At 66.3% G+C, this 23,349-nt stretch carries 18 protein-coding genes and 1 tRNA gene; 10 read left to right on the forward strand and 9 right to left on the reverse strand.

The genetic code is table 11. The features are described 5' to 3' along the window. Nucleotides 1-35: 35 nt before the first annotated feature. Complete coding sequence (locus WFK98_RS03150; protein WP_336799249.1) at nucleotides 36-1,352, reverse strand: ABC transporter substrate-binding protein; 1,317 nt, start codon at nucleotides 1,350-1,352, stop codon at nucleotides 36-38. A gap of 27 nt (nucleotides 1,353-1,379) precedes the next feature. Next, on the reverse strand, nucleotides 1,380-2,384 hold the full coding sequence (locus WFK98_RS03155; protein WP_336799250.1) for a LacI family DNA-binding transcriptional regulator: 1,005 nt from the start codon (nucleotides 2,382-2,384) through the stop codon (nucleotides 1,380-1,382). Nucleotides 2,385-2,954: 570 nt separating this feature from the next. Here WFK98_RS03155 and WFK98_RS03160 point away from each other — a divergent pair. The 8 genes from WFK98_RS03160 to WFK98_RS03195 all read left to right on the forward strand — a co-directional run bounded on the left by WFK98_RS03160 (nucleotide 2,955) and on the right by WFK98_RS03195 (nucleotide 13,895). Beyond that, a complete protein-coding gene (locus tag WFK98_RS03160; RefSeq protein ID WP_336799251.1) occupies nucleotides 2,955-3,950 on the forward strand; it encodes a sugar ABC transporter substrate-binding protein in 996 nt (331 codons plus the stop codon). Nucleotides 3,951-4,051: 101 nt separating this feature from the next. Beyond that, complete coding sequence (locus WFK98_RS03165; protein WP_336799252.1) at nucleotides 4,052-5,590, forward strand: sugar ABC transporter ATP-binding protein; 1,539 nt, start codon at nucleotides 4,052-4,054, stop codon at nucleotides 5,588-5,590. Further along, entirely contained in the window at nucleotides 5,571-6,578 is a 1,008-nt protein-coding gene (locus WFK98_RS03170) for an ABC transporter permease (RefSeq protein ID WP_336799253.1), read from the forward strand. The genes WFK98_RS03165 and WFK98_RS03170 overlap by 20 nt, the downstream gene beginning before the upstream one ends. Beyond that, entirely contained in the window at nucleotides 6,575-7,570 is a 996-nt protein-coding gene (locus WFK98_RS03175; RefSeq protein ID WP_336799254.1) for an ABC transporter permease, read from the forward strand. The genes WFK98_RS03170 and WFK98_RS03175 overlap by 4 nt, the downstream gene beginning before the upstream one ends. Nucleotides 7,571-7,602: 32 nt before the next feature. Next, entirely contained in the window at nucleotides 7,603-8,838 is a 1,236-nt protein-coding gene (locus tag WFK98_RS03180) for a monooxygenase (protein WP_336799255.1), read from the forward strand. An 87-nt stretch (nucleotides 8,839-8,925) separates the two neighbouring features. Next, nucleotides 8,926-10,329 carry an LLM class flavin-dependent oxidoreductase gene (locus WFK98_RS03185; protein WP_336799256.1) on the forward strand — a complete coding sequence of 468 codons (1,404 nt, stop codon included), beginning with the start codon at nucleotides 8,926-8,928 and terminating at the stop codon, nucleotides 10,327-10,329. Nucleotides 10,330-10,792: 463 nt separating this feature from the next. After that, a complete protein-coding gene (locus tag WFK98_RS03190; RefSeq protein ID WP_336799257.1) occupies nucleotides 10,793-13,054 on the forward strand; it encodes an autotransporter domain-containing protein in 2,262 nt (753 codons plus the stop codon). A 61-nt stretch (nucleotides 13,055-13,115) separates the two neighbouring features. Then, entirely contained in the window at nucleotides 13,116-13,895 is a 780-nt protein-coding gene (locus WFK98_RS03195; RefSeq protein WP_336799258.1) for a DUF6065 family protein, read from the forward strand. A 524-nt stretch (nucleotides 13,896-14,419) separates the two neighbouring features. Here the strand turns inward: WFK98_RS03195 and WFK98_RS03200 are convergent. The 3 genes from WFK98_RS03200 to WFK98_RS03210 all read right to left on the reverse strand — a co-directional run bounded on the left by WFK98_RS03200 (nucleotide 14,420) and on the right by WFK98_RS03210 (nucleotide 15,822). After that, nucleotides 14,420-14,496, reverse strand: a tRNA-His gene (locus WFK98_RS03200). 185 nt (nucleotides 14,497-14,681) lie between these two features. Next, nucleotides 14,682-15,185 carry a phasin gene (locus tag WFK98_RS03205; protein WP_266339701.1) on the reverse strand — a complete coding sequence of 168 codons (504 nt, stop codon included), beginning with the start codon at nucleotides 15,183-15,185 and terminating at the stop codon, nucleotides 14,682-14,684. A 256-nt stretch (nucleotides 15,186-15,441) separates the two neighbouring features. Continuing rightward, nucleotides 15,442-15,822 carry a phasin family protein gene (locus tag WFK98_RS03210; protein ID WP_266339702.1) on the reverse strand — a complete coding sequence of 127 codons (381 nt, stop codon included), beginning with the start codon at nucleotides 15,820-15,822 and terminating at the stop codon, nucleotides 15,442-15,444. Nucleotides 15,823-16,161: 339 nt separating this feature from the next. Between WFK98_RS03210 and WFK98_RS03215 the strand changes: the two genes are divergently transcribed. After that, nucleotides 16,162-19,308 carry an ATP-binding protein gene (locus tag WFK98_RS03215; RefSeq protein ID WP_336799259.1) on the forward strand — a complete coding sequence of 1,049 codons (3,147 nt, stop codon included), beginning with the start codon at nucleotides 16,162-16,164 and terminating at the stop codon, nucleotides 19,306-19,308. A 333-nt stretch (nucleotides 19,309-19,641) separates the two neighbouring features. Here the strand turns inward: WFK98_RS03215 and WFK98_RS03220 are convergent, their stop codons facing one another. Both WFK98_RS03220 and WFK98_RS03225 read right to left on the reverse strand, forming a co-directional pair. Beyond that, nucleotides 19,642-20,067, reverse strand: a complete 426-nt coding sequence (locus tag WFK98_RS03220; RefSeq protein ID WP_336799260.1) for a bleomycin resistance protein — start codon at nucleotides 20,065-20,067, stop codon at nucleotides 19,642-19,644. Then, nucleotides 20,064-20,945, reverse strand: coding sequence for a LysR substrate-binding domain-containing protein (locus WFK98_RS03225; RefSeq protein WP_266339704.1), 882 nt, complete (start codon nucleotides 20,943-20,945; stop codon nucleotides 20,064-20,066). The genes WFK98_RS03220 and WFK98_RS03225 overlap by 4 nt, the downstream gene beginning before the upstream one ends. 287 nt (nucleotides 20,946-21,232) lie before the next feature. Here WFK98_RS03225 and WFK98_RS03230 point away from each other — a divergent pair, with 287 nt between their 5' ends. After that, on the forward strand, nucleotides 21,233-21,583 hold the full coding sequence (locus tag WFK98_RS03230; protein WP_266339705.1) for a DUF1127 domain-containing protein: 351 nt from the start codon (nucleotides 21,233-21,235) through the stop codon (nucleotides 21,581-21,583). 113 nt (nucleotides 21,584-21,696) lie between these two features. On the opposite strand, the gene WFK98_RS03235 is transcribed toward WFK98_RS03230, so the two are convergent. Together WFK98_RS03235 and WFK98_RS03240 are read right to left on the reverse strand one after the other, a co-directional pair. After that, nucleotides 21,697-22,392: a DUF937 domain-containing protein gene (locus WFK98_RS03235; RefSeq protein ID WP_336799261.1), complete on the reverse strand. Its 696-nt coding sequence runs from the start codon at nucleotides 22,390-22,392 to the stop codon at nucleotides 21,697-21,699. A gap of 71 nt (nucleotides 22,393-22,463) precedes the next feature. Continuing rightward, entirely contained in the window at nucleotides 22,464-23,288 is an 825-nt protein-coding gene (locus tag WFK98_RS03240; RefSeq protein WP_266339707.1) for a universal stress protein, read from the reverse strand. Nucleotides 23,289-23,349 lie beyond the last annotated feature (61 nt).

Here is a 23,349-nt window from a genome sequence, read left to right on the forward strand (position 1 = left end):
CGCCCGTCGCGCCGCCGCTCCGTCAGGCGTTCGGTTTACCGGGCCGGGATGGCCGGTACCTTGCCGTCGGCCTTTTCCTGCAGGAACGTCGCGTTGAGCTGTTCCAGGAACTGCGCCGTCGTGCTGCGGCCGAGCCAGACTTCCTCGATGCCGCTGACCAGGTAGGAATCGGTCGCCGGCGGCAGGAAGGTCCAGCTCGTGTAGCCGTACTGGTTGTCGCCGACCGCGTCGGCCAGAGTCTTCATCGTCTCGCCGTAGAGCGGCAGGCCGTTGTCGACCGTCACCTTCGACAGGTCGGAAAGCGGCGTGTTCCACTCGCCCGGCCAGGCCGAATTCATCGAGCCATAGGCCTTGTCGGAGAAGATGTAGTCGATCGCCGCGGCGGCGCCGTCGGCGTTCTTGGAGGTCGCCGCGATCGAGAAGGTCGAACCGACACCGAGCGGATAGACCGGGCCGCCAATGCCCTCGGCGCTCGGGAAGCCGACAAAGCCGGCCTCGGCGTTGTTGGGCGGGAAGTAGGTGTTGACGCGCTGGAACTGCCAGGTGCCGGTCGGCATCATGCCGGCCTGTCCGGTCGCCATCTGCGCGAAGGCCTGCTCGTCGCTGAGCGAGAAGTAGTTGGGGCCGAAATAGCCCTTCTGCCACCATTTGTTCAGCGTATCGATCGCCTTGACGAAGGGCTCGGCCGTCCAGGGGAGCTCGCCCTTCAGCGCCTTGTAGACGTTCTCCGGGCCCGCGATCGCGTTCAGCACGATCGTGACATAGTGCTCGTTGGCCGGGCGCCAGTTGGCGTTGCCCGAGGCGAACGGAATGATCTTCTCTGCGAGCATGGCGTCGGCCAGTGCCTCGACCTCGGCGATCGTGGTCGGCGCCTTCCAGCCGTGCTTCTCGAACAGGGTCTTGTTATAGAAGAGGCCGAGTGTCTCGTAGGTCTTCGGCAGCGCGTAGAGCTTGCCGTCATACTTGCCCATCTCCAGGAAGACGGGGAGAATGCGGTCGGTCCAGCCGAAGCGCGCGACATAGTCGTCGAGCGCCAGCAACTGGCCGGCGCGTGCCATCGGCGCGACATAGGTCGGGCCGGCGGTATAGACGATGTCCGGGCCGTTGCCGGAAAGCAGCGCCACGCGCATCTGCTTGTCGAGTTCGGTGCCGCGATAGTCGATGGTCAGGTTGAAGTCGGGATTGGCGGCATTGAACGGCTCGATGATGCCGGACTTGATGTAGCCCTGCTGCTTCGGATCGGCGCTCTCGTACCACCAGGTAATGGTCTTGCCGGCCGCCAGCGCGTGCCCGACCAGGGCGGTGCTGGCGAGGAGTCCGAGCGACCCCGCGATGAATGTGCGTCTGTTCATGGTTTCCTCCTGCGATCAGTCTGACGTCTAGACCGTGCCGCGCTCGATCAGCTGGAACGGCATTTCCTCGGTAGTGCCGCCGCCCGAGCGGGATCCGCTCAGGCGGTCGATCAGGATTTCGGCGGCCTTCTCTCCCATCCGGTCCTGGAACTGCGCGACGGTGCTGAGCGGCGGTGTCACCAGCCGCGCCGCCGATATGTCGTCGAAGCCGAAGACCGCGATCTGGCCGGGGATGTCGATGCCCCGCTCGCGCAACGCCTGCATGACGCCGATCGCCATCAAATCGTTGGCGGCGAAGATCGCCGTCGGCCCGTATCCCGTGGCCAGGATGGCCTCGGCGGCGCGAGACCCCGCCATTTCGCTGAAATCATTCTCGATGATGACGAGCGGCTCGATGCCGGCGCGGCCAAGCACCTCGCGATAGCCCTCGACCCGGACGCCCTGCGGTCCGCCGGTGCCGGCCACCATCGCGATGCGGCGATGCCCCTTGGCGATCAGGTGCTCGGTCACCGCGATGGCGGCGGCGTGGCTGTCGACGAAGATGTCGTCTATCGCGAGGTCGCCGCCGCGCTTCTTGGCCGATTCGATCCGGACCACAGGGATGCCGATATCGAGCAGGGGCACGAAGTCCTGCACGCGGACGGTGAAGAACACGCCGATGACGCCGTCGACTCGGCCCTGTCGCGCCCAGTCGAGGAAATGGCGCTCGCGCGCGGGCACGCCGTCGGTGTTGACGGCGATCACGTCGTAGTCGCGCTCCTGGGCGATCTTCTGAACGCCGCGGATGAGGCCCGGATAGAAGGGGTTGGTGATGTCGGGGACGATGCAGGCGATGGTCATCGTCCGCCGCGTCTTCAGCGCCTGCGCGAAGCGGTTCGGCACATAGCCGAGTTCCTCGGCGACGGCGCGGATGCGCTGCACGGTTTCGGCCGAGACCGAAGCCGTGCTGGCGCCGCCCAGCACCATCGAAACCGTTGCCTGCGAGACGCCGGCACGGATCGCGACGTCCTTCTGGGTTGGCCTGCTCGACATTCATCATCCATTTATACGTATTAGTTATACGTATAAATATGGGCGCGACGGAGTCAAATGATTTCCGCCTGGGTGCGGGAGGGAGGGATGTCGTGCTGTTGCTCGATCGCGTGCGCTGGCTGGATGCGGCCCGCGCGCCGGATGGGCTCGATCCGCTTCGGCCGGTGAGGACAGTGTATCGCCTGGCGCGGGACGAATAGCCGATCGGTCGCTTGCGCGCTCCGCGCCGAGCAGGAGGGCTCGCCGCATCTGCCGCAGCGTAACATTCTTCCCGAATTACATCCTTCCGGATGGTCCTGGCGATCCGGCTATAGAGACATATCCGTTTTGTTTTGAGCGGATGCATCGAAACATAATCGTACAATGGCCCGCAATATCGACATGGACGTTCTATATTTCTATGATCCCAATCTTATGGATCCTGAATATTCTAGAATGTTCAGGAGAAAAATATGGCAATATGTAAGAGTTATTTGGAATGTTTATGAGTAGACCGTTCCGGCGTTGCGGCTAATCTCCCGCCTTCTTTGCAACAGGCCTAAGCACAGGCACAGCTCTTGGGAGATTTCCATGGATCGCAGGTCGTTCCTGAAAGCCAGTATCGTTGGTGCCGCCGCAGCGGCCGCGCCCTATCGTGCGGCGCACGCCGAGACCCAGGCTGCCGCCGGACCGAATGACGTCCCCTCGCTCGCTGGCAAGACGATCGCGATCAGCATCGTCGGGACCGAGCACTTCTTCGACATCAAGGCCTATCAGGCGCAGATCGCCGAGGTCGAGCGGCTCGGCGGCAAGGTCATCGGGCTCGATGCGGGGCGCAACGACCAGAAGCTTGTTTCCCAGCTGCAGACCCTTGTGACGCAGAAGCCCGACGCCGTCATTCAGACGCTCGGTGCGCTGCCGATCGTCGATCCCGGCCTGAAGAAGCTGCGTGATGCGGGGATTCCCGTATTCACGGTAGACGTCGTCAGCGAGAACTCGATCAACAATTCCACGTCGGACAATTTCTCGCTCGGCGCGCAGCTTGCGCTTCAGCTTGCCTCCGACCTTGGCGGCAAGGGCAATATCGCGTTGTTCACGGCCATCGAAGGCGTCGTCCCCTGCGAAATCCGCCTGGAAGAGCTGCATGCCGTGCTCAAGCACTATCCGGATATCAAGGTCATCCAGCCGGATCTGCGCGAGATCGTTCCGAACACCATCCAGGACTCGTTCCAGAAGGTGACGGCGCTGCTCGCGCAATATCCCGAGGGTCGGCTCTCCGCGATCTGGGCGTCCTGGGATATTCCCGTTCTCGGCGCGACGCAGGCCCTGCTTGCCGCCGGCCGCAAGGACGTTCTCACCTATGGCGTCGACGGAACGCCGGAATATCTCGCCCTCGTCGCCGATCCGGCTGCGCCCGCTGGCGCCGTCGCTGTCCAGCAGCCGGAGCTCATCGGCAGGACGGCGGTCCAGAACGTCGCGCGCTACCTGGCCGGCCAGAAGGTTCCCGGCACGAGCTTCGTACCGGCCATTCTTGCCAACAAGCAGAATGCGCAGGACGTGCAGAAGCTCGTTGGCCAGGTGACCTGATCGAACTCCGGACAGGCGGCGGCGTGCGGTGAAAACCGCACGTCTTCGCCGTCATGATCCTATCCAGGCCGTCGACGGCCCTGTTCTTCGAGTGAAGATTCTTGAATACGCGTTCCGATGATCTGGCGCTTGAGCTGGCAGGCCTCGTCAAGCAATACGGCCCCGTGCGGGCGCTGGACGGCGCCAATCTCTCGGTGCGGCGAGGCGAGGTCCATGGCCTTATCGGCCAGAACGGCGCCGGCAAGTCGACCATGATCAAGATTCTCTCCGGCCTCGAACGCGCAGACGCCGGGGAGATCAAAATCCGCGGCGAGGCCGTGGAGGGGCTGACGCCCGCCGAAGTGCTGACGCGCGGCATCGGCGTCATCTATCAGGATCGAATGACGATCCCTTCCTTCACCGTTGAGGAAGCGCTTTTCTACGCGACGCCCGCTGCCTCGACCAATGGTGTCACGGTCAACCGCCGCGCCCTGCGGCGCAGGGCGGATGAGCTCATCGAGCGCTATTTTGGCGTATGCCTGCCGAAGAACAGGCTGTTGCGGGACCTGACGACCGCCGAACAGCAGGTAGTTCACATCACGCGCACCTTGTTGCTCGGCCCACATATCGTCGTCCTCGACGAACCGACCGCCGCACTCGCCCGTCGGGAGGTGGAGAGTCTTTTCCGCGGCATCGAAGCCATGCGGCAGGACGGCATCACCGTCGTCTACATCTCCCACTATCTCCGCGAGATAAAGGAGATCTGCGATCGCATCACGGTGCTGCGCAATGGCCGCGACGTCGCCATCCTGAATGCCGGGACGGCCAGCATCGAGCATATGACCGGGCCGATGATCGGGAGCGACATAGGCTCGCTCTTTCCCGCGCGCGGGGAGAAGGCCGGCGCGCCGTTCTTCGTCGCCCGGGGGCTTGGACGACGGTCCGGCTTCCGCGATGTCGACCTCGTCGTTCGCAAGGGGGAGATCGTCGGCGTGACCGGGCTGATCGGCTCCGGCATCAAGGAATTCACGCGGGTGCTCTTCGGCCTCGACGCCGCCGATGACGGCGTCATGGAGATCGACGGCGCGGCCTACGCGCCGCGCACGCCGCGCGATGCGCTCGCCGCCGGTCTCGCGCTCGTGCCGGAGGATCGTCGCACCCAGGGCGTCGGGCTGCCGCTCTCGCTGCGCGAGAACATCGTGCTGGCGAGCCTCGAGCGCTTCAGCCGTTTCGGCTTCATGCGCCGCGATGCCGAGACCAAGCGGGCGAGGGGCTTCATTGCCTCGCTCAGCATCAAGGCGCCCGACGAGACGGTGCCGGCAGGAAGCCTCAGCGGTGGCAACCAGCAGAAGGTCGCCATCGCCAAGTGGCTCTGCCGGGAGGCCTCCCTTTACGTCCTCGACGAGCCGACCGTCGGCATCGACGTCGCGGCCAAGGCGGAAATCTACCGTCTGCTCCGCGGTCTCGCCGATGCCGGGCATTCGCTCATCGTCGTCTCATCGGATCTCGACGAGGTGAGGGGACTCGCCGATCGCGTCGTCGTCCTGCATCGCGGCGCAGTGGCGCTGGACGCGCGATCCGAGACCGTCTCTCCCTCGGCATTGCTAGCGGCCGTCGTCGGCGGCCGTCCGGAAGAAGCTCATGACATCCATCACCACTGAAGCGTCTCCCAAGGCGCGCGCCTGGGAGCGCAGCGAAATTGGCGCGCTGTTGCCGGCGATCCTCCGCGCCGGCGCGCTCGTCCTCTTCGCCGCGATCTTCGTCGTCTTCGCGATCCAGTCGCCACTGTTCCTGTCGCCGGGAAACCTGCTCGCCATCGTCTCGCAATCGTCGGTGCTCGGCGTTCTCGCCTTCGGTCTCACCATCGTGGTCATTGTCGGCGGAGACAACGCGCTGGCCGGCGGCATCGACCTGTCGCTGGCCGCGACTATGGGCCTCGCTGCCGCGGTCTACGCGACGCTTGTCCGGACCGGGCAACCGGAAGGGATCGCCATCGGGGCCGCGCTCGCGGCCGGCCTGGGCATCGGCCTGCTGAATGCCGTTTCCGTTGTTTGGCTCCGCATGTTGCCGCTGCTCGCCACGTTGGCTGGCATGACCATCGCGGTCGGCCTGGAGCAACTGGTGACCAAGAGCGCGACCATTCTCGTCGATAGCTCGCTGACGCGGTTTCTCGGCGGGACGGACGCCTTCGGTTTCCCGATGCTCGCCCATGCGCTCTTCGCGACGGCTGTGACGCTGGTGCTCGTCACGCGCTACACGACCCTCGGTCTCAACATGCAGGCGGTCGGCGGCAATCCGCTGGCCGCGCGTGCCGCGGGCCTACGCGTCCCGCTCTACATTGGCGGCTCCTATGTTGCGAGCGGCCTTTTTGGAGCGCTCGGAGGCCTGTTTTCAGTCAGCTTTCTCGGCGCCAGCTCGAAAGGGGCCGACGAGATGCTGCTGCCGATCATCGCGGCGACGTTTCTGGGCGTGGTGTTTTCGCGCCGTCTCGTGCCGACCATCGCCGGGACGCTCGCCGCAAGCCTCTTCATCGGCATGCTGACCAACGGCTTCCAGTTGCTCAACGTATCGAGCTACTGGGTCAGCGGTATTCAAGGGGTGCTGACGCTGCTTGTTGTCGCCGCCACGACCGTGAGGCCCCGGACATGAGCGTCCTCGGAGTTCTGGTTTCGCCCACGCGGGGAGAGACGGCCCGCCTGGCGCGGTTTTCGCGCTTCGGCCTGATCCTCGCCGTCGTCGTCGCCTTCCTTTTCTTTACGCTGCTCGCGCCCGGCTTCATCCAGCTTTCGAACCTGCGCGGCATCCTGGTCAACAATTTCGCGCTGCTCGCGATCGCGGCCATCGCCACGACGCTTGCGGTGCATAGCGGCGGCATCGACCTCTCGGTCGCGACGGCGATCGATCTCGCGAGCCTGGCTTTTGTCTCGGCGATCGTCCTCGGCGCCGACGTTCCGTTCGCCATCCTCGCCGCGCTCGCGGCAGCGGCATGCAGTGGGCTCTTCAATGCCCTGCTCATCGCAGGCCTCGGCATCCCTCCCTTCCTCGCGACGCTTGGCACCCTGTTCATCGGCCATTCCGTGCAGCAACTCGCGACGGGCGGCGGGAACCCGGTCTATATCTCGTTCAAGAGCGTGCCACCGGCCCTGCCGGTCCTGGCGCGGGGGAGCGTCGTCGGCGTGCCGATCCCCGTGCTGGCGGTTTTGGCGTTGAGCCTCCTCGTCTATCTGCTGCTCGACCGCACGCGGTTTGGGCGCCGTAGCGCAGCGATCGGCGTCGAACCGCAGCTCGCTCATTATTCCGGCCTGCCGGTGCGCGCGACGCTTGCGACGGTCTATGTGCTCTCGGCCGTTATCGCGGGCACCGCCGGAATCTTCCTGTCGGCGAATGTCAGTGCCTACATGCCCTTCTCGGGCAATGCCTTCCTGATGAACGCCATAGGCGCCGTCTATATCGGCACGACGGTCAGCAAGGCACGCGCGCCGAGCGTGCCGGGCACACTCGCCGGCGTGCTTTTCCTCGCCATCATCGCCAACGGGCTGCTGCTCATCGGCTGGGATTTCTACTGGCAGCAACTGGGTTCGGGCATCGCCATCTTCCTGTGCCTTGCCTTGAGCTACGGCGTCCAGCGATTGCGGTCCTGACCAGCCTGCCAAGCCTTCGGAGAACATGCGACATGACACAGATCGAGCTGGCCTGGGGTGAGGGGCCGAGCCAGGAATATGACGGGATCGCCGGACGCTTCCGCCCCGTATTTGCCCGCATCGCGGACGGCGCCGCCGCGCGCGAGGTCGCGCAGGGGCGGCCTGCCGAGCCGATCCTCTGGCTCAAGGAGGCTGGCTTTGCGCGCGCTCGCCTCCCGGTGGAGGAGGGCGGGCTCGGTCTTCGCCTCTCCGAGCAGTTCGCGCTGCTGATCGAGCTCTCCGAGGCTGATTCCAACGTGACGCAGGCCCTGCGCGCCCATCTCGGCTTCGTCGAGGACATCGTCGGTCTGCCGCATGGGGAGCGGCGGGCGCTCTGGGCTGGGCGGATCGCGAGGGACGAAACGGTCGGCAGTGCCTGGACCGAAGTCGGCGACGCGCCGCAGTTCGGCTTTTCTACGCGCCTTGCGGAGCGGAACGGGCGCCATTTTCTGAATGGCGCCAAATTCTATACCACCGGCTCGCTGTTCGCGGACTGGATCGACGTCGGCGCCACGCGCGAGGCGGACGGCGAGACCGTCGCCGTTTCCGTGCGCCGCCAGGCACCGGGCGTCTCGGTCGTGGACGACTGGGACGGCTTCGGCCAGATCGGGACGGCGAGCGGCACGGCGACATTCGTCGACGTCGACGTCGCGGACGAGGACTTCGTCGTCGAGGCGGGACGCTTTGAATATTCGCCGGCTTACTACCAGCTCGTGCATCTCGCCACGCTCGCCGGCATCGGTCGCGCCATCGTTCGCGATGTCGGCACCCTGGTGTCGACGCGCCGCCGTTCCTATTCCAATGCCCCATCGTCCCAGCCCCGAACTGATCCGCAGGTCCTGCAGGTCGTCGGTCGCACGCGCGGCGCTGCCTATTCCGCCGGTGCCATCGTGCTGCAGGTGGCCCGAAGCCTCGATCGGGCTTTCGAGGCGAGGCTTGCAGGCGATGCGGAAGCCTACCGTCGCGCCGTCGATATCGCGGAGTTGGAAACATCGCAGGCCCTGCCGGTCGTCTCCAGCCTCATCCTCGACGCGGCGACGGTGTTGTTTGATGCCGTTGGGGCCTCGGCTACCCGCAAGGGGCTCGCACTCGACCGTCATTGGCGCAATGCGCGCACGCTCTCCTCCCACAACCCGCGCATCTACAAGGACCGCATCGTCGGCGACTATGCGGTCAATGGCACGCCGCCGCCCGAGCAGTGGCAGATCGGCACGCCAGCCGGCGCCTGACGGGCTCTTCCGTCCGGCGAGCCCGATGGGGCTTGCGTCTTGAATTTCGCCCGATGGCGAGCTCCGCGGCAGCGGAAAGGCAATGACATGTCCGAATTGATCCTGAACGCCTTCATCATGAACAGCCCCGGCCATCTCTCGCCGGGGCTCTGGACCCATCCGGACGACATATCGGTCGATTTCGGCACGATCGGCTTCTGGGTGCGTTTGGCAGAGCTTCTCGAGCGCGGGCTGTTCGACGGGCTGTTCATCGCTGATGCCTACGGACACTACGACGTGTTCGAGGGATCGCCCGGGCCGGCCTTCGCCCATGCGGTCCAGATCCCGCGCAACGATCCGCTGCTCTTGGTTTCGGCGATGGCCCATGCGACACGGCATCTTGGTTTCGGCATCACGCTCTCGACCTCCTACGAGCCGCCCTTCGCCTTGGCGCGACGGCTTTCGACCCTCGATCACCTGACCAATGGCCGGATCGGCTGGAACGTCGTCACCTCCTCCTCGGACAGCGCCGCACGCAATTTCGGGCTCGACCGCCAGCTGACGCATGAGGAGCGTTACGAGATCGCCGATGAGTATCTCGAGCTCTGCTACAAGCTCTGGGAGGCGAGTTGGGAGGAGGATGCCGTGGTTGCCGACAGGGCGCGCGGCCTTTATGCCGATCCTGCCCGCATCCATCCGGTCGATCATGCCGGCCGCCATTTCCGGGTGCAGGGACCGCACCTCGTCGCTCCCTCGCCACAGCGCACGCCGCTCCTGTTCCAGGCAGGCGCTTCGTCGGTCGGCAGGCGCTTTGCGGCCCGGAATGCCGAATGCGTCTTCGTCGGCGCCCCGTCCAAGACGGTGCTTGCCGGCAGCGTGCGCAAGCTGCGACAGGCCTTTGCCGATGCCGGCCGGGACCCGGCGTCGATTGCGATCATTGCCGAGCACACGGTCATCACCGCGCCGACGAGCGCCGAGGCGCGCGACAAGCATGCGGAGTATCGCCGCCATGCGTCGCGCGAAGGGGCGCTGGTGCTGATGTCGGGTTGGACCGGCGTCGATTTCAGCCGCTTCGCCCCGGACGACGTGTTCGAGCACGTCGAAAGCGAGGCGATCCGGACTGCCGTCGAGGCGATGAGTTCGGCCGATCCTTCCCGAAAATGGACCGCCGGCGAGATCGCCGACTGGTGCGGCATCGGCGGGCTCAGTCCTGCCTCCGTCGGTAGTCCAAGCGAGGTCGCGGACGAACTGGCCAGCTGGGCGGCCGACACCGGCGTGGACGGCTTCAACCTATCCTATGCCGTCCTCGATTCCGGCTTCCGTGACTTCATCGACCTGGTCGTGCCGGAACTGCAGAACCGCGGCCTCTACAAGACGGGCTATCGGGAAGGCACGTTCCGGCAGAAGCTCTTCGGCCGGGGCGACCGTCTTGAAGCGCCCCACCCGGCGGCTGTCGTGCGGGACGACTTCGCATCGGCCAGAAACCTACGGGCGACGCGCCTGAGGCCCTAGCAGCCGGCGCGAGGCTATCTGCTGAAGGACGAGGAAGCCGACCTGCTCATCGGCATCCTGCGCGCCGGCTCGACCGCGGCGAACTCTCCTTGTCACATCGGTATGATCTACCGGCGGCTGCGCATCTCGACATGGGCCGGAAGCGGCCCTCGAGGCGGTTCGGCGCGGGTTCGGCTGACCTGGTCGACAGTGCCGCGAATGCCAATGCCGCATAAGGATGCCTGCATTCACCGACGATTGGGCCGTCTTCGCCCCCCTGAACGGGGGCTGCCAGGTAGAGGCGCCTCAGGCAGTCTTGCCTTTGGGGGATGCCGGAAATCACTCGGCAAGGCGCTTTACCGGTTGCCGGGCTGGCATGCCGGGCGGCGGCGCGGCGAGCAACGTCACCTCAAAAACTGGATCCACTGGCCGGCCGCTGGGCGCGGTTGAAGGCCCTTGCGCTGATTGACCTTGAGGATGGCTCATGCTCTGCAGATCGAAATTCCTGATTTCCGTCGCGGTCGTCTCCCTGCTCGGATCGCGAGCGGTGTACGCCGGCGGCAGCGTGCTGCCATTGAGCGACATACCCGGCCCCCTGCCGGCCAACAATCTCGGCGTCGCCTATCTCGACATCTCGGGTGACGGCAACACGGTTGCCGGCATTGTGCGCACGGGCGTCTACAGCTATCGCCCCTACACCTTCACGGCGACCGGCAAGACCGAGCTTTCCATGCCTGCCGGCGACGATGTCGGTTATGCCTACGGTGTATCCGAAGATGGCACGGTGGTCGTTGGCTACACCTCCGTGGATCCCTATTCGCACAACAAGGCCCAGGTCTGGCGCAATGGCGTGCGGACGCAACTCGCGGACCTGGAGCCACAGCCCGACGCGCTTCTGACTCCGCGTTCCAGCATCGCCTATGCCGTGTCCGGCGACGGCCATGTCGTCGCCGGAACCAGTATCCTGTCCGCCTATCCCGGCGCGGGCGTCTATCACGCCGTGCGATGGGTGGATGACGGCGCCGCCCAGGACCTGCAAGGCGGAGGGTTCCTCTCCAGCATGGCGCGGGCCGCATCGAGCGACGGCAGCGTCATTGTCGGGTATGGCGGCGCATCGGCCCACACGGAAGAGGCTTTCCGATGGACGTCGTCCACCGGCATGGTCGGTTTGGGCGTCCTCGCCGCTCACGAAGCCGCCACGGCCCGCAGCCGGGCCCTCGGCGTCTCGGCCGACGGCGCCGTCGTCGCCGGCGTCTCGATGTCGGCAGCCGGCGCCCAGGAGGCGTTCCGCTGGACCGCCGGTAGCGGCATGGTCGGGCTCGGCTACTTCTCTGGCGGCACGTACAGCGCCGCAAGCGGCATCAATGCCGACGGCAGCGTCGTCGTCGGCAGCGCCGACCGAACGGGCGACGGTGTCGTCGGATTCCGCTGGACCGAGACCGGCGGTATGCAATCGGTCGGCGACTGGCTGTCGGCGAATGGTGTGTCGACGGGAACCGACAAGTTCACCTCCGCCGACGGTGTCGACGATACCGGCAACGTCGTGTTCGGCAATGGTCAGATCAACGGATCGACGCAGCGCTACATCGCTCGCGTAGCAACAACGCCAACTCCCACTCCGACCCCGACCCCCACTCCGACGCCGACGCCGACACCGACGCCCACGCCGACACCGACGCCCACGCCCACCCCGACGCCCAATCCGACGCCTACGCCCACGCCCACGCCCACGCCTACGCCTACGCCTACGCCTACGCCCACTCCGACTCCAACGCCGACCCCCACCCCGACACCGACTCCCCCCGGCACCGGCGTGATCGGCCTGGACGACTACATCGAGAGCCTGGCCAGTCTTGCAGCGCCGCTCTCGACGGTCAGCGCCATGTCCAACCTGAGCCTGTGGGGCGCGCATCATCGCATCCTGGCGGACAACGGGCTCAGCTCGAATCGCTGCTTCTGGATCACGGGGGATCTCTCCCGCCTGAATGACGGGGACGCCAATCAGTATGTCGGGGAGCTTGGCGCCTGCGCCGATGTCGGTGATTTCCGGATTGGCGGAAGCTTCGGCCTGTCCCGGGTCGACCAGGATCTTGCCTTCGGCGGCAGCAGCCGGATCGACGGCTACTATTTCTACGGCGAGGCCGACTACACCATTCCCGGAACCTCGGTCGTCGCCAGCCTTTCCGGCTATGCCGGAAACTGGAACACCGATATCTCGCGCAACTACCTGAATGGCGCCGATGTCGACACCAGCACAGGCAGCCCGGATGCCCGCAGCTGGGCGGTTCGCGCGCGCGTCGATTGGCTCAATGCGGTGCAGTGGGGGCAGTTCTATCTGTCGCCCTATGCCGCCTACACGCAGGGCCGCGGCACGGTCGATGCCTATACCGAAAGCGGCGGCGGCTTCCCTGTCTCGATCGACGAATATAGCCAGACGGCCAGGGAAAGCCGCATCGGCACCTCGGTGAAGGTCGCGCTCGCCAAGCGGACGGAACTGCGCGTCAATGGCGAATGGGTGCATCGTTTCGATGGCGACGGCCCGCCGGTCACCGGCGAGATTCTCGGCGGTCTCGGCACCTTCGCGACGCCCGGCCAGAAAGTCTCCAGCGACTGGGCCCGTGTCGGCGCGGATCTCGACCAGCGCATCGGCGCAAACGCGGTGCTCACGGTGTCGTTGCATGGCGCGCTGGGACAGTCCGAAGACGCATCCGCATCGGGAAGCGTATCCCTGAAGGTCGGCTTCTGACCCTGGCGGGCGAGAGCGCCCCTCTCTCGCCCGCCGGAACCGCGCCAAACGAGAGCTGCCAATGGAACTGACCTGCTATCTCTATCCAGGCTGGAAGCCGCGCATTCGCGCGGCTTCATCGCGGCGCGGCTGGATGGACGCCACGCCGGAGGCCTTCGCCTATCGTTGCCTGCCGCTCGCGATCGCCAATTCGCATGGGTGGGAGATTCTGTCGCCCTGCAGCTTCGAGGCCGTCTGGAACGGAGGCATGGCCCCCGGCGACGTCATTGTGCGGGCGCATCCCGGCAGCCTGCCGCATGAACGTCCGGTCGGGCTCTTCGGCCAGGGCGTGCTGACCTTCCATATCGCCGGGATCCTGAGGACCTCCCCCGGCTGGAATCTGTGGGTCGGCGGTCCCGTGAACAGCGCCAAGGACGGTATTTCCCCCCTCTCCGGCGTGGTCGAGACTGATTGGTCTTCGTTCACCTTCACGATGAACTGGCGCTTCACGCGTCCCCACCATCCCGTACGGTTCGAGGAGAACGAGCCGTTTTGCCATGTCTTCCCGGTCGAGCGGGCCGCGATCGAGATGACCGAGCCACGCTTCGCCTCGATCGAGGACGAGGCTGGCCTGAAGGAGCAGTTCGAGTCCTGGAGCCGGTCGCGCGATGCCTTCCACCGCAAGATGGCGCAGGAGCCGCCAGCGGCGCCGGCCGATAAGTGGCAGAAGTTCTACTATCGCGGCATCCATGCAGATGGCGCGGCGGGCATCGCCGATCATCAAACCAAGCTGCGGGCGCGGGAGTTCAAGTCCGAAAGTGGTAAGTCCTGTCCGATGTCGTCGCGCAACGACGGTCGATAGGCCGCTGTCGCGCCCCTAGCTTGTCTCGTCTCGACCGCCTTGCGCCCGACCGCCCAGGCCATCGCCAGGAAAGGAACGACTGCCGCGAACAACCCCGGCGAGAAGTGCCCTCGCGTCGCGAAGAATGGCAGGGCGTGAAAGGAGATGGCGTTGATCGCCATCAGCGACGCGTATCAGCGGCGCGATCGGAAAGCTCGGGGCACGGCCGCTTGGGCGATGCCGAGCGCCACCACGACGCCGTTGGTGACATGGAAATCCACCACTCGACCGGACGCTTGATGACGCGCTGGCCCAGTGGCGCCAGTCGAAGACGAATTCTTCGAGGATGTGGATGACCTTGAACGTTTCGCTTTCTATCGCGCAATTCGAGCGGGACATGCGTCCCCCTCCGAGCAGCAGAGCCCATCGCTTCGGCGCCTTGGCGCGCACCAAGACCGCACATGTAGCCGCAGCAGGCCGCTAACCTGAGGACTTGTCGTCCCTATTCCGGGCAGGGGAATATCGAAGTTTGGGGGAGGGTGCTTTGGTACAGTTGGGTGGGCTCGAACCACCGACCTTCGGAGCCACAATCCGACGCTCTAACCAACTGAGCTACAACTGCCTGCCAAAAGCGAGCGGAACCTAGAACCAAAGTTCGAAGGTTTCAAGTGCGGATTCGGACTTATCCGCAGGAGGTTTTCCGCTGTGCAAAAACGGCCCGATTTTCGATCGGGCCGTCATCATTCCAGTGGGATTCCGCCATCCGTCGCTCCTGCCGCGAACCGAGGCAGCCGCGACGGACGCGGCTCAGTTCGGCTGGAAGCCCTTGAGCGCCTTCTCGACGCCCTGCTTGACCGGGCGCGAGGCGTCGGTGGCCAGCTTCTGCGTGAATTCCTGCAGGTCGCGGGTCTGTTCCGTCAGCGTGTCGAACTGCTTGCGAGCGAAAGACGCCTGCAGTTCCATCGCCTCGGCGAACGACTTGACGCTCAGGAAATCGCGAACGAAGGCGAAGGTGGCGTCGGAATGGGTCTTGGCGTTGTCGAGCGACTTGTGGCCGAGGGCGACGAGCCCTGTGCGGGTGGTCTCATAGCTGTCCTCGAGCGCTTCGGTCGCCTCTTCGGCAGCGCTCTTCAGCTTGGCATAGGCATCCTTCGAGCCGCTGACGGCCTTCTCGGCCATGTCGCGGAAGGCGGCCGGAACCTCGACGTTCGGCACGGCGAAGCTGAACGCCTCGAACGGCGCCTCGAAAGCCTTGCTCGACTTGGCGCTGGACTTGCTGCTCTTGGGGGAGGCGGAAATGGTATCGGACATGAACTGAAAGTCTCCTACGGGCTCCATGGCCGTCGCGGAGCCTGCGCCTGGATCCTGTTATTGGGTCCGTGGCAACCCCGATCGACTTGTTGTGACCATACGTCAACGAATTGTGCGGCGCAACAATTTATTGCAACGCACAATTCCAGAGCGATTTCAGTCCGTTAGGAGGGGCGCGCCGCATGGGCGCGCAAAAAGACTGGGCAGAGACGATCCGAATCTGCCGCTTTCACTATCAATCTGCCGGTCCGGCAGCCTATTTCTTCGCCTGCTGCTGGACGTCGCTTGCCGCCTTGCCCAGCGTCTCGGCCATATGCTGGCCCTGGCTCTGCACCGTCTCGACCTGGTTCTTCAGGAAGTCCTGCTGGATCTGGCCGAGTTCCTCGACCGTCCGCGCGCGCACCAGCTTCTGCGCGAAATCGAAGGAGGCGGCCATGTTCGCTTCCAGGAAGGCGAGCGCCTGGCGATTGACGTCGCGGGCGCCGGATTGCAGCGTCTTTGCGGAGGTTTCGGACTTCTCGACGGCCTTCACCGTGGCGGTCATGAAATCGTCGAAGGCCTTCTTGGCCTGATCGACGCTCTTGTCGGCAAAGGCGCGCATCTGCTCGGGGATTTCGAACGCGGTTTTGTCAGCCATTGCCATCTCCCATGTTGAGGCAAGACAACAATAGCCCCTGCGGGGAGCGACGCAAGGCGAGCCTGCAGCGAATGCTTCCGCCTGGCTCAGATTTGATGGAAGACGCAAGCAACACATTAACCAAGGGATGGAAGAGATAAGGGAGCGCGGCCGCCACGGCGTGGACCGGGCAGGGGAGGCCCTATATTAGCTTGTCTCTGGACAAGGCGCCCCCTTGCCGCGACGCGATGGGGCGGCGGCAGCCGGGATGCGGGAACGGGATGCGCGAAAGCGGCTTGAACGGGAAGCTGCGCGGGGCGATGGTCAGAACGCCGGGATGGCGGGAAAAGTGACTTCTGTATGAGTGGACGCGATCTTGCCTATCTCGACCTGTCGGCGCTGCCGACCGTCGGACCGGCATTGCTGTCCGCGCAGCCGAGCTTCGTCTGGGCAGCGGACGGTCGCCGCGTGCTCTGGGCCAACGCCGCCGGCGCCGCCTTTTTCGGCGCCAGCGAGCTCGACCGCCTGCTCGAACGCCGCTTCTCGGACACGCTGCCCTCGACCGGCCAGATCGCCCGCTTCGCCCGGGCGCTGCCCATGGGCGCGGCGCGGATCGAGCGCATCAGCTTCGCGACCGGCGGCCGGCTGCAGAGCCTCGCCGCCAGCTGCACGCGCATCGCGCTCGCCGACAAGACGAGCGCCGTCCGCATCGCGCTCGAAGCGCCGCGCGGCGGCGCCGCCTCGCTCGTCGAGCGCGCCGAGCGGCTGACCGACGCGGTCGTCTCAGAGGATTGCCTGGTCGCCATTCTCGATGCCGCCGGCGATGTGGTCGCCGCCTCCGGCGGGCTGGATGCCCTGACGGCGGCGGAGAGCGCCATCGAGGCGCTGGTCGCCGGCATCGATCGCGGCGACGAGCGGCTGGTGAAACGCGTCATCCGCATCGACACCGTGCGCCGCCCCGCCGGCGTCGCCCGCTTCGAGGAGGATGGTCGCCGCTACCATCTGCTGATCGTTGGCCCGGCCGAGCGGGTCCAGCTGGAACCTCTGCCGGCCGTCGAACCGCCGCTGGTGGAACTCCCGGCCTCCGCGTCTGCACCGGTCGAGGCGGAAGCGCCCTGCGAGCCGCCGGCGATCGTGCCGGTGCCGGTTGCCGTTGCCGAACCTGAGCCGGCCGCCGAATCCGCACCGATCGGACCCGAGACGGCTCAGCCGCCGGTCGAGCGCGCCCGGTCGATGGCGGATATCGTCGAGGCGGTAAGCGAAACGGCGGTCGCCACGCCGGCCGAACCGGTCGATGTTTCCGAGCCCGAGCCCGAGCCCGAGCCCGAGCCCGAGCCCGAGCCCGAGCCCGAGCCCGAGCCGCAGGCAGAAGCCGAGGTGCCGGCGCCGGTCGAAGCCGCGACCGAAGCTGCCGCCGAGCCGCCGTCCGCGCCGGTCGAGGCGGAGGGGCGCTTTCAGTTCGTGCCGCCGTCCCGTCCCGTCCGCTTTGTCTTCCAGATGGACGCCGACAGCCGCTTCAGCTTCGTCTCGCCCGATTTCGCGATGGTGGTAGGGCCGAAATCAGCCGCGATCGTCGGCGTCGCCTGGGCCCAGGTCGCCGCCGAGCGCGGCCTCGATCCGCAGGGGGCCATCGCCGCCCTGATCGCCCGGCGCGACACCTGGAGCGGCGCGACGCTGAGCTGGCCTGTCGATGGCATGGACCAGCGGGTGCCCGTCGATCTGGCCGCGTTGCCGGCCTTTTCGCGTGATCGCGCCTTCGAGGGCTATCGCGGCTTTGGCGTCATCCGTCCGGTCGAGACGCGGCGCGAGCCGCCGGCTTCCGTTCCCAAAACTCCCGGCGCATCCGCGCCTGCCGCTTCGCCGGCCCGCCCCACTGGCACCGAGCCGTCGAATGTCGTGCGCCTGCCGCGTCCCCCCGTCAGCGCGGCCGAGGCGGAGCGGTTGAGCATGCCGGAGCAGGACGCGTTCCGGCGCATCGCCGTGGCGCTCGGCGCCAAGGTGGAGGACACGCAGGTCCCGGCTTCGCGGCCGGCGGAGCCGGCCGAGAAGACGCCGGATGTCGGGATGCCGCCTGCCAGCGAGACGCCGGTCGCCGAGGCGCCGCCGTCTGTCCTGCCGCCCGAGGCGCCCGTCCCCGCGGCGCCGGAGATGCCGGCTGAGGCCGCAGCCGAGCCGAACGACGAGGTGGCACCGACCGAGCCGCCGCCGGCGGTCGAGCCGGAAGCCTTGCCTGACGAGCCGGTCGCCGCGTCCGCGGCGCCGTTGCCGGAGCCGGTGGTGGAAGTCGCCGCCGAGCCCGCTGCTGTCGAGCCGCAGCCGCTGAACGAGGCACCGGTCGTCGCGCCGCGGGCCGTCCAGGATGGCCAGCTCGTCGAGGATCTCGCCGCCGCCGGCCAGAAGATCGCCGAGTTGGAAGCGATCCTCGATACGGCGACCGACGGCGTCGCCGTCGTCGATGCCGATGGCAGCATTGTTCGCATCAACCGCAGCGCCGAGGCGCTGTTCGGCGTCGATTCCGCCCATGTGGCCGGCCTGCCTTTCACGCATCTGCTCGCCGAGGAGAGCCGCAAGTCGGCGCTCGACTATCTCGAGGGGCTGGCCCAGAACGGTGTCGCCAGCGTGCTGAACGACGGCCGCGAGGTCATCGGCCGCGTGCCGCAGGGCGGCCTCATCCCGCTGTTCATGACGATGGGCCGGCTCGGCGAGACGGGCAAGTTCTGCGCCGTGCTGCGCGACATCACCCAGTGGAAGAACGCCGAGGAAGAGCTGATCAACGCCCGGCGCGCCGCCGAGACGGCGTCGATGCAGAAGTCGGATTTCCTCGCCAAGGTCAGCCACGAGATCCGTACGCCGCTGAACGCCATCATCGGCTTCTCGGAAGTGATGATGGAGGAGCGCTTCGGCCCGATCGGCACCGAGCGCTACAAGGAATATCTGCGCGACATCCATGTCTCCGGCGCGCATCTGATGAGCCTGCTGAACGACCTGCTCGATCTCTCCAAGATCGAGGCCGGCAAGCTCGACCTGAATTTCGAGGCGGTGGCGCTCAACGACATCGTGATGGAATGCGTGGCGATGATGCAGCCGCAGGCCAATCGCGAGCGCATCATCATCCGCACCAGCCTTTCGAGCCTCGTGCCGAGCATCGTCGCCGATCCGCGCTCGATCCGGCAGATCGTGCTGAACCTGGTTTCGAATGCGGTCAAGTTCACGCTGGCCGGCGGCCAGGTGATCGTCTCGACCGCGCTCGAGGAACGCGGCGAGGTGACGCTGCGCATCCGCGACACCGGCATCGGCATGTCGGAGAAGGACGTCGAGACGGCGCTGATGCCGTTCCGCCAGGTCGCGACCTCGGCCAAGCATCGCAGCGACGGCACCGGCCTCGGCCTGCCGTTGACCAAGGCGCTGGTGGAAGCCAATCGCGCCGCTTTCCAGATCGACAGCGCCGTCGGCCAGGGCACGCTGATCCGCGTGACCTTCCCGGCGACCCGCGTGCTGGCGGGCTAGGGCAAGCAAGCCTCTCCCGCAAGCGGGCGAGGGGACGCGCCCGTCCGGTTTTCTCCGAAGGTCCATGGCGATCAGGAACAGGCGCAAGCCAGAAAGCCCTCGCCCGCTTGCGGGAGAGGGTTGGGTGAGGGACTTGTTTCGATGGTCTGGTCCATCGGCGCGGATCGGCGACGCACCCGCGCACGATTTTGGCCCAACCCGAAGGGCTTGACGGAAACCGGGCCATTTCGGCGTCGCTACCGGCTCGTTGGGTGAGGCCCAACGTCGCCGTCATCTCCTTGAACTGACCCGATTTCCATCAAGCGCTGCCTCGTTCCCAATGGAGTACGGACCCTAGGAGACCGCAGGCCTCGTGCCCAGGCTGGTGAAGAAGCGCAGCAGATAGCCGTCGGGGTCGGCGACGACGAATTGGTGGTGACCGAGCTCTTCCGTTTCGCGCCGATACCAGCGCTCCTCGAAGGGGAGGGTGATCGGCGCGGCGTGGCGCATCCGCTCCCAGAGCTTGCCGACATCGTCGACCTCGATCTGGAAGTTGACGCCGCGGCCGAACGGACGCTGCAGCGGCGCGGCATGGAAGCGCCGGCCGGGGCCTTCCGCCTCCTCCAGCATCAGATGCACGCCGTCGCGGTCGAGATAGGCGAAGCCTTCTTCCGGCCGGCCATAGGCGAGGCGGAAGCCGGCGAGCCCGACATAGAAACGCAGCGCCTCCGCGAGGCTGGTGACTTCCAGTTCCGGAACCAGCCGGGGCGGTGTGGTCATTCTGCCGCGATCTGCATGGAGAGGTTGTCGAGCGACGACACGATATGCTCGGCGAGGGCGTCGACGATCGGGTTGGAGGGCTTGTTCCACGCCCGCACCAGCCCGATTTCGCAGGGCGGCAGGCGCGGGAAGCCGTCCGCCTCGCCGAGGACGCGCATGCCCGGGCGCAGCGCCGATTCCGGCATCACCGAGATCGCCAGCCCGGCGAGGACGGCGGCGGAGACGGCGGTCGAATTATTGCTGGAATAGAGGATGCGGTAGCGCCGTCCGATCGGGCTCAGCGCTTCGATCGCGCTCTTGCGCCAGCAGCAGGTGTCGCGGCCGAGCGCCAGCGGCAGCACGTCGTCCTGCTCCAGCTGGTGATGGTTGGAAACGACCCAGAGCAGGGGCTCCTGCCGGACGACCTCGGTCATCGGCGTGCCCTTGATGTTGGTGATGATGCCGAGATCGAGCCCGCCCTCGCGCAGGCATTCGATCAGCTGCACGGTCGGCTCGCAGACGACCGTCACCTCGACGCGCGGGTTGGAGCGCGAGAAGCGCGCCAGGATTTCCGGCAGGAAGCGGTCGGCATAATCGTCCGGCGTGCCCAGGCGGACGCGGCCGGAAAGCTCGTCGTCGTCGAAGGCGGCCATCGTCTCGTCGGAAAGGCGGACCATGCGGCGGGCATAGCCGAGCAGGCGCTCGCCGTCTTCGGTCAGCTTGGCGCTGCGCCCGTCGCGGCCGAAGATTGGCTTGCCGATCCGCTCTTCCAGCCGTCGCATCTGCATCGAGACGGCCGACTGCGTCTTGTGGACCGTCTCGGCGGCCCGCGTGAAGCTGCCGGAATCCGCGATGGCGACGAAGGTCCGCAACTGGTCGAGATCGAGCATCGTGGCCATGGCATTTCTCCCGATCGATGCAGGAACCGTTCCGGATCTCGCGGAAATCCCGACGTTTCGCCCGCGAACGAAGCATCGGCGTTTCGGCTGGAACGGTCCGCCGGGAGGGTGCAAGAAGCAGCCGCACCCGGACGACATGCATCATCAATTACGATGGCTGATATTAGAAACATTCGTTGGAATGATCAATCGCGACGGGGCATCTTGAGGCTGTACCCAAGACGCGTGCCGGGCAGCCCCTTCGAGACGATCGAAGGAACCCTTCACGCTTGCCGACGGAGGCTGACATGACCACATTCGAAACGTATACCCCGCATGCACGCGTGTCGCGTGGCCGCCAGATCCTGACGATCGGCGCCGGCGTCGCTGGCGCTCTGGTTACGCGCTTTCGTATCTGGAAAAATCGTCGTTCCGTGGCGCGCCTTCTGCAATGGGACGCGCATATGCTGCGCGACATCGGCCTGACGGAAGGCGACGTCTATTCCGCCCTCGCGTCCCGTGCCGACCAGGATGCCTCGGTGCAGCTTTCGATGCGGTCGCTCGAGCGCCGCTACGCCAACCGTGCGCAGGCGCAGGATCGTCTCGCACAGGCTGCCGAACTGCGCGGCCCCGCCGCACGCTATGAGCGCAAGGCCTGAGCCCCACGGGCCTTGCTCACCCCTGCAGCCGGAACCCCAAGATCCCCTGGCGGTTCCGTACTTGGCCCGCCGCGCATGTGGCGGGCCTTTTTCATTCCGCGGACGCCGGTGCCTCAGTCCTTCTTCGGCAGGGTCGTGAAGCGGTCGAAGATCATCTCCATCGACTTGCGATAGCTGTTCTGCATGCTGCGGCTGGCATCGAACAGGCGGTCGATCACCTCTTCGTTGCTCATCGGCTCGTCGTTCGGATCCGGCTCCGGTTCCTTCTCGGGGCCGAGGAAGCTTTCCATCAGTGTGACGAATGGCAGGTCGGGCCGCTTCTTCGGCGCCGGCTTCGGCGGCGGGCCACCGGTCATCTCGCGCATCATGGCGAGGAAGGGGTTGGCATCGGCCTTGGTCTGCCGCTGCAGCCCACCCATCATCATGTTGGCCATGACCGGCATCATCCGCCGCACCACGTCCTGCGTGATTCCCGTCGTCGCCTCGACCTGCAGGGCAACCGCGCGGGCGATCTCCAGCGAGCCGAACATCCGCTCGACGATGCTTTCGCCGTCGGCCTGGGCGCGCGGCGTCAGCGCGGCGAGCGGGTTCTCGAAATAGGACTGGAACTGCCCGGCGCCGACCTTTTGCCAGAAGGCGGCGACGCCGAACGGATCGGCGGCGCTGCGCCGGAGTCCGAGCCAGAAGGCCGGCATCATGGCTTCGAACGCCTTCGCCTGCTGGTCCGGGGAGATGCCGAACTCCTTGGCCATGGACGCGGCGAAGGCCCCTTGCTGGGCCTCGAGCATCAGATCGTAGAACGTCTTCATCGCGTGCTCCCGCAGCCCGTCAGTCAGCGTCGCGCGGCATCGGTTGGCGTCGACCAATGTCCGCCGGCCGGCTAGTGCGTCATCAGCACCGGCAGGGCCAGGTCGTTGAGCATGCCGCGCGTCGCCCCGCCGAGAATCCACTCGAGCAGGCGGCTATGGCCATAGGCGCCCATGACGATGATGCCGGCGTCGGCGTCGATGGCCGCCTGGCGGATGGCCTTGGCGACGTCCTTGCCGGGATTGGGCACCTTGCGGATGCTGCTCTCGACGCCGTGGCGCAGCAGATGGCCGCAGAGCCGCTCGCCGGTCGGCAGCTTCTTGCCGTCGTCGACCAGGACGATCTCGACATGCTTGGCCATCTTGAGGAAGGGCATGGCGGCGCGGACGGCGCGCGAGGCGGTGATGGTGCCGTCCCAGGCGATCATGATCCGGCTCGGATCGATCGTCGTCTTGCCCTGGCGCGGCACGATCAGGAGCGGCGAGCCGGCGTTGAACAGCACGGCCTCGGTCAGCGCCTCGCGCACGGGCTCGGGATGGTCGGGATCGTCTTCGCCGATGATGACGAGATCGGCGAGGCGGACCTCGTGCACGATGCCGTCGAGGCCGCCGCCGGCCATGACGTCGACCAGATGCGCCTCCCCGTCGATGCCGGTTTCGGCGGCGATCTGGTGGAAGGCGTCGATCGCCGTCTCGGCTTCCTTGAGCGCCTGGTTGCGGGCGCTGATCATGAAATCGGCCGGGACGGGGGCGACCGCATAGCCCGGCACGATCGGATCATAGGCGAGCGAAAGGCCGGTCAGGTGCGCTTCGAGGCGCTTGGCGAGATCCGCGGCGGCGCGGACGGCGCGCCGTTCGCCGGCGAGATCCACGACGACGCTGATGTCCTTGATATCCATGATGCGCTTCCTTGACTTATCTCGACCGAGGCGAGGCTAGAGTCTACTCCGCCCACGCGCT

Source organism: Kaistia sp. MMO-174, from assembly GCF_037147815.1.
Classification (GTDB): Bacteria; Pseudomonadota; Alphaproteobacteria; order Rhizobiales; family Kaistiaceae; genus Kaistia; species Kaistia nematophila.

Excerpts from the sequence above, each read along its gene's own strand:
- WFK98_RS03185 (WP_336799256.1), top strand. The coding sequence starts at position 8,926 with ATGTCCGAATTGATCCTGAACGCCTTCATCATGAACAGCCCCGGCCAT.
- WFK98_RS03235 (WP_336799261.1), bottom strand. The coding sequence starts at position 22,392 with ATGAAGACGTTCTACGATCTGATGCTCGAGGCCCAGCAAGGGGCCTTC.
- WFK98_RS03150 (WP_336799249.1), bottom strand. The coding sequence starts at position 1,352 with ATGAACAGACGCACATTCATCGCGGGGTCGCTCGGACTCCTCGCCAGC.
- WFK98_RS03170 (WP_336799253.1), top strand. The coding sequence starts at position 5,571 with ATGACATCCATCACCACTGAAGCGTCTCCCAAGGCGCGCGCCTGGGAG.
- WFK98_RS03215 (WP_336799259.1), top strand. The coding sequence starts at position 16,162 with ATGAGTGGACGCGATCTTGCCTATCTCGACCTGTCGGCGCTGCCGACC.
- WFK98_RS03180 (WP_336799255.1), top strand. The coding sequence starts at position 7,603 with ATGACACAGATCGAGCTGGCCTGGGGTGAGGGGCCGAGCCAGGAATAT.
- WFK98_RS03230 (WP_266339705.1), top strand. The coding sequence starts at position 21,233 with ATGACCACATTCGAAACGTATACCCCGCATGCACGCGTGTCGCGTGGC.
- WFK98_RS03225 (WP_266339704.1), bottom strand. The coding sequence starts at position 20,945 with ATGGCCACGATGCTCGATCTCGACCAGTTGCGGACCTTCGTCGCCATC.
- WFK98_RS03175 (WP_336799254.1), top strand. The coding sequence starts at position 6,575 with ATGAGCGTCCTCGGAGTTCTGGTTTCGCCCACGCGGGGAGAGACGGCC.
- WFK98_RS03240 (WP_266339707.1), bottom strand. The coding sequence starts at position 23,288 with ATGGATATCAAGGACATCAGCGTCGTCGTGGATCTCGCCGGCGAACGG.
- WFK98_RS03195 (WP_336799258.1), top strand. The coding sequence starts at position 13,116 with ATGGAACTGACCTGCTATCTCTATCCAGGCTGGAAGCCGCGCATTCGC.
- WFK98_RS03155 (WP_336799250.1), bottom strand. The coding sequence starts at position 2,384 with ATGTCGAGCAGGCCAACCCAGAAGGACGTCGCGATCCGTGCCGGCGTC.
- WFK98_RS03205 (WP_266339701.1), bottom strand. The coding sequence starts at position 15,185 with ATGTCCGATACCATTTCCGCCTCCCCCAAGAGCAGCAAGTCCAGCGCC.
- WFK98_RS03210 (WP_266339702.1), bottom strand. The coding sequence starts at position 15,822 with ATGGCTGACAAAACCGCGTTCGAAATCCCCGAGCAGATGCGCGCCTTT.
- WFK98_RS03220 (WP_336799260.1), bottom strand. The coding sequence starts at position 20,067 with ATGACCACACCGCCCCGGCTGGTTCCGGAACTGGAAGTCACCAGCCTC.
- WFK98_RS03160 (WP_336799251.1), top strand. The coding sequence starts at position 2,955 with ATGGATCGCAGGTCGTTCCTGAAAGCCAGTATCGTTGGTGCCGCCGCA.
- WFK98_RS03190 (WP_336799257.1), top strand. The coding sequence starts at position 10,793 with ATGCTCTGCAGATCGAAATTCCTGATTTCCGTCGCGGTCGTCTCCCTG.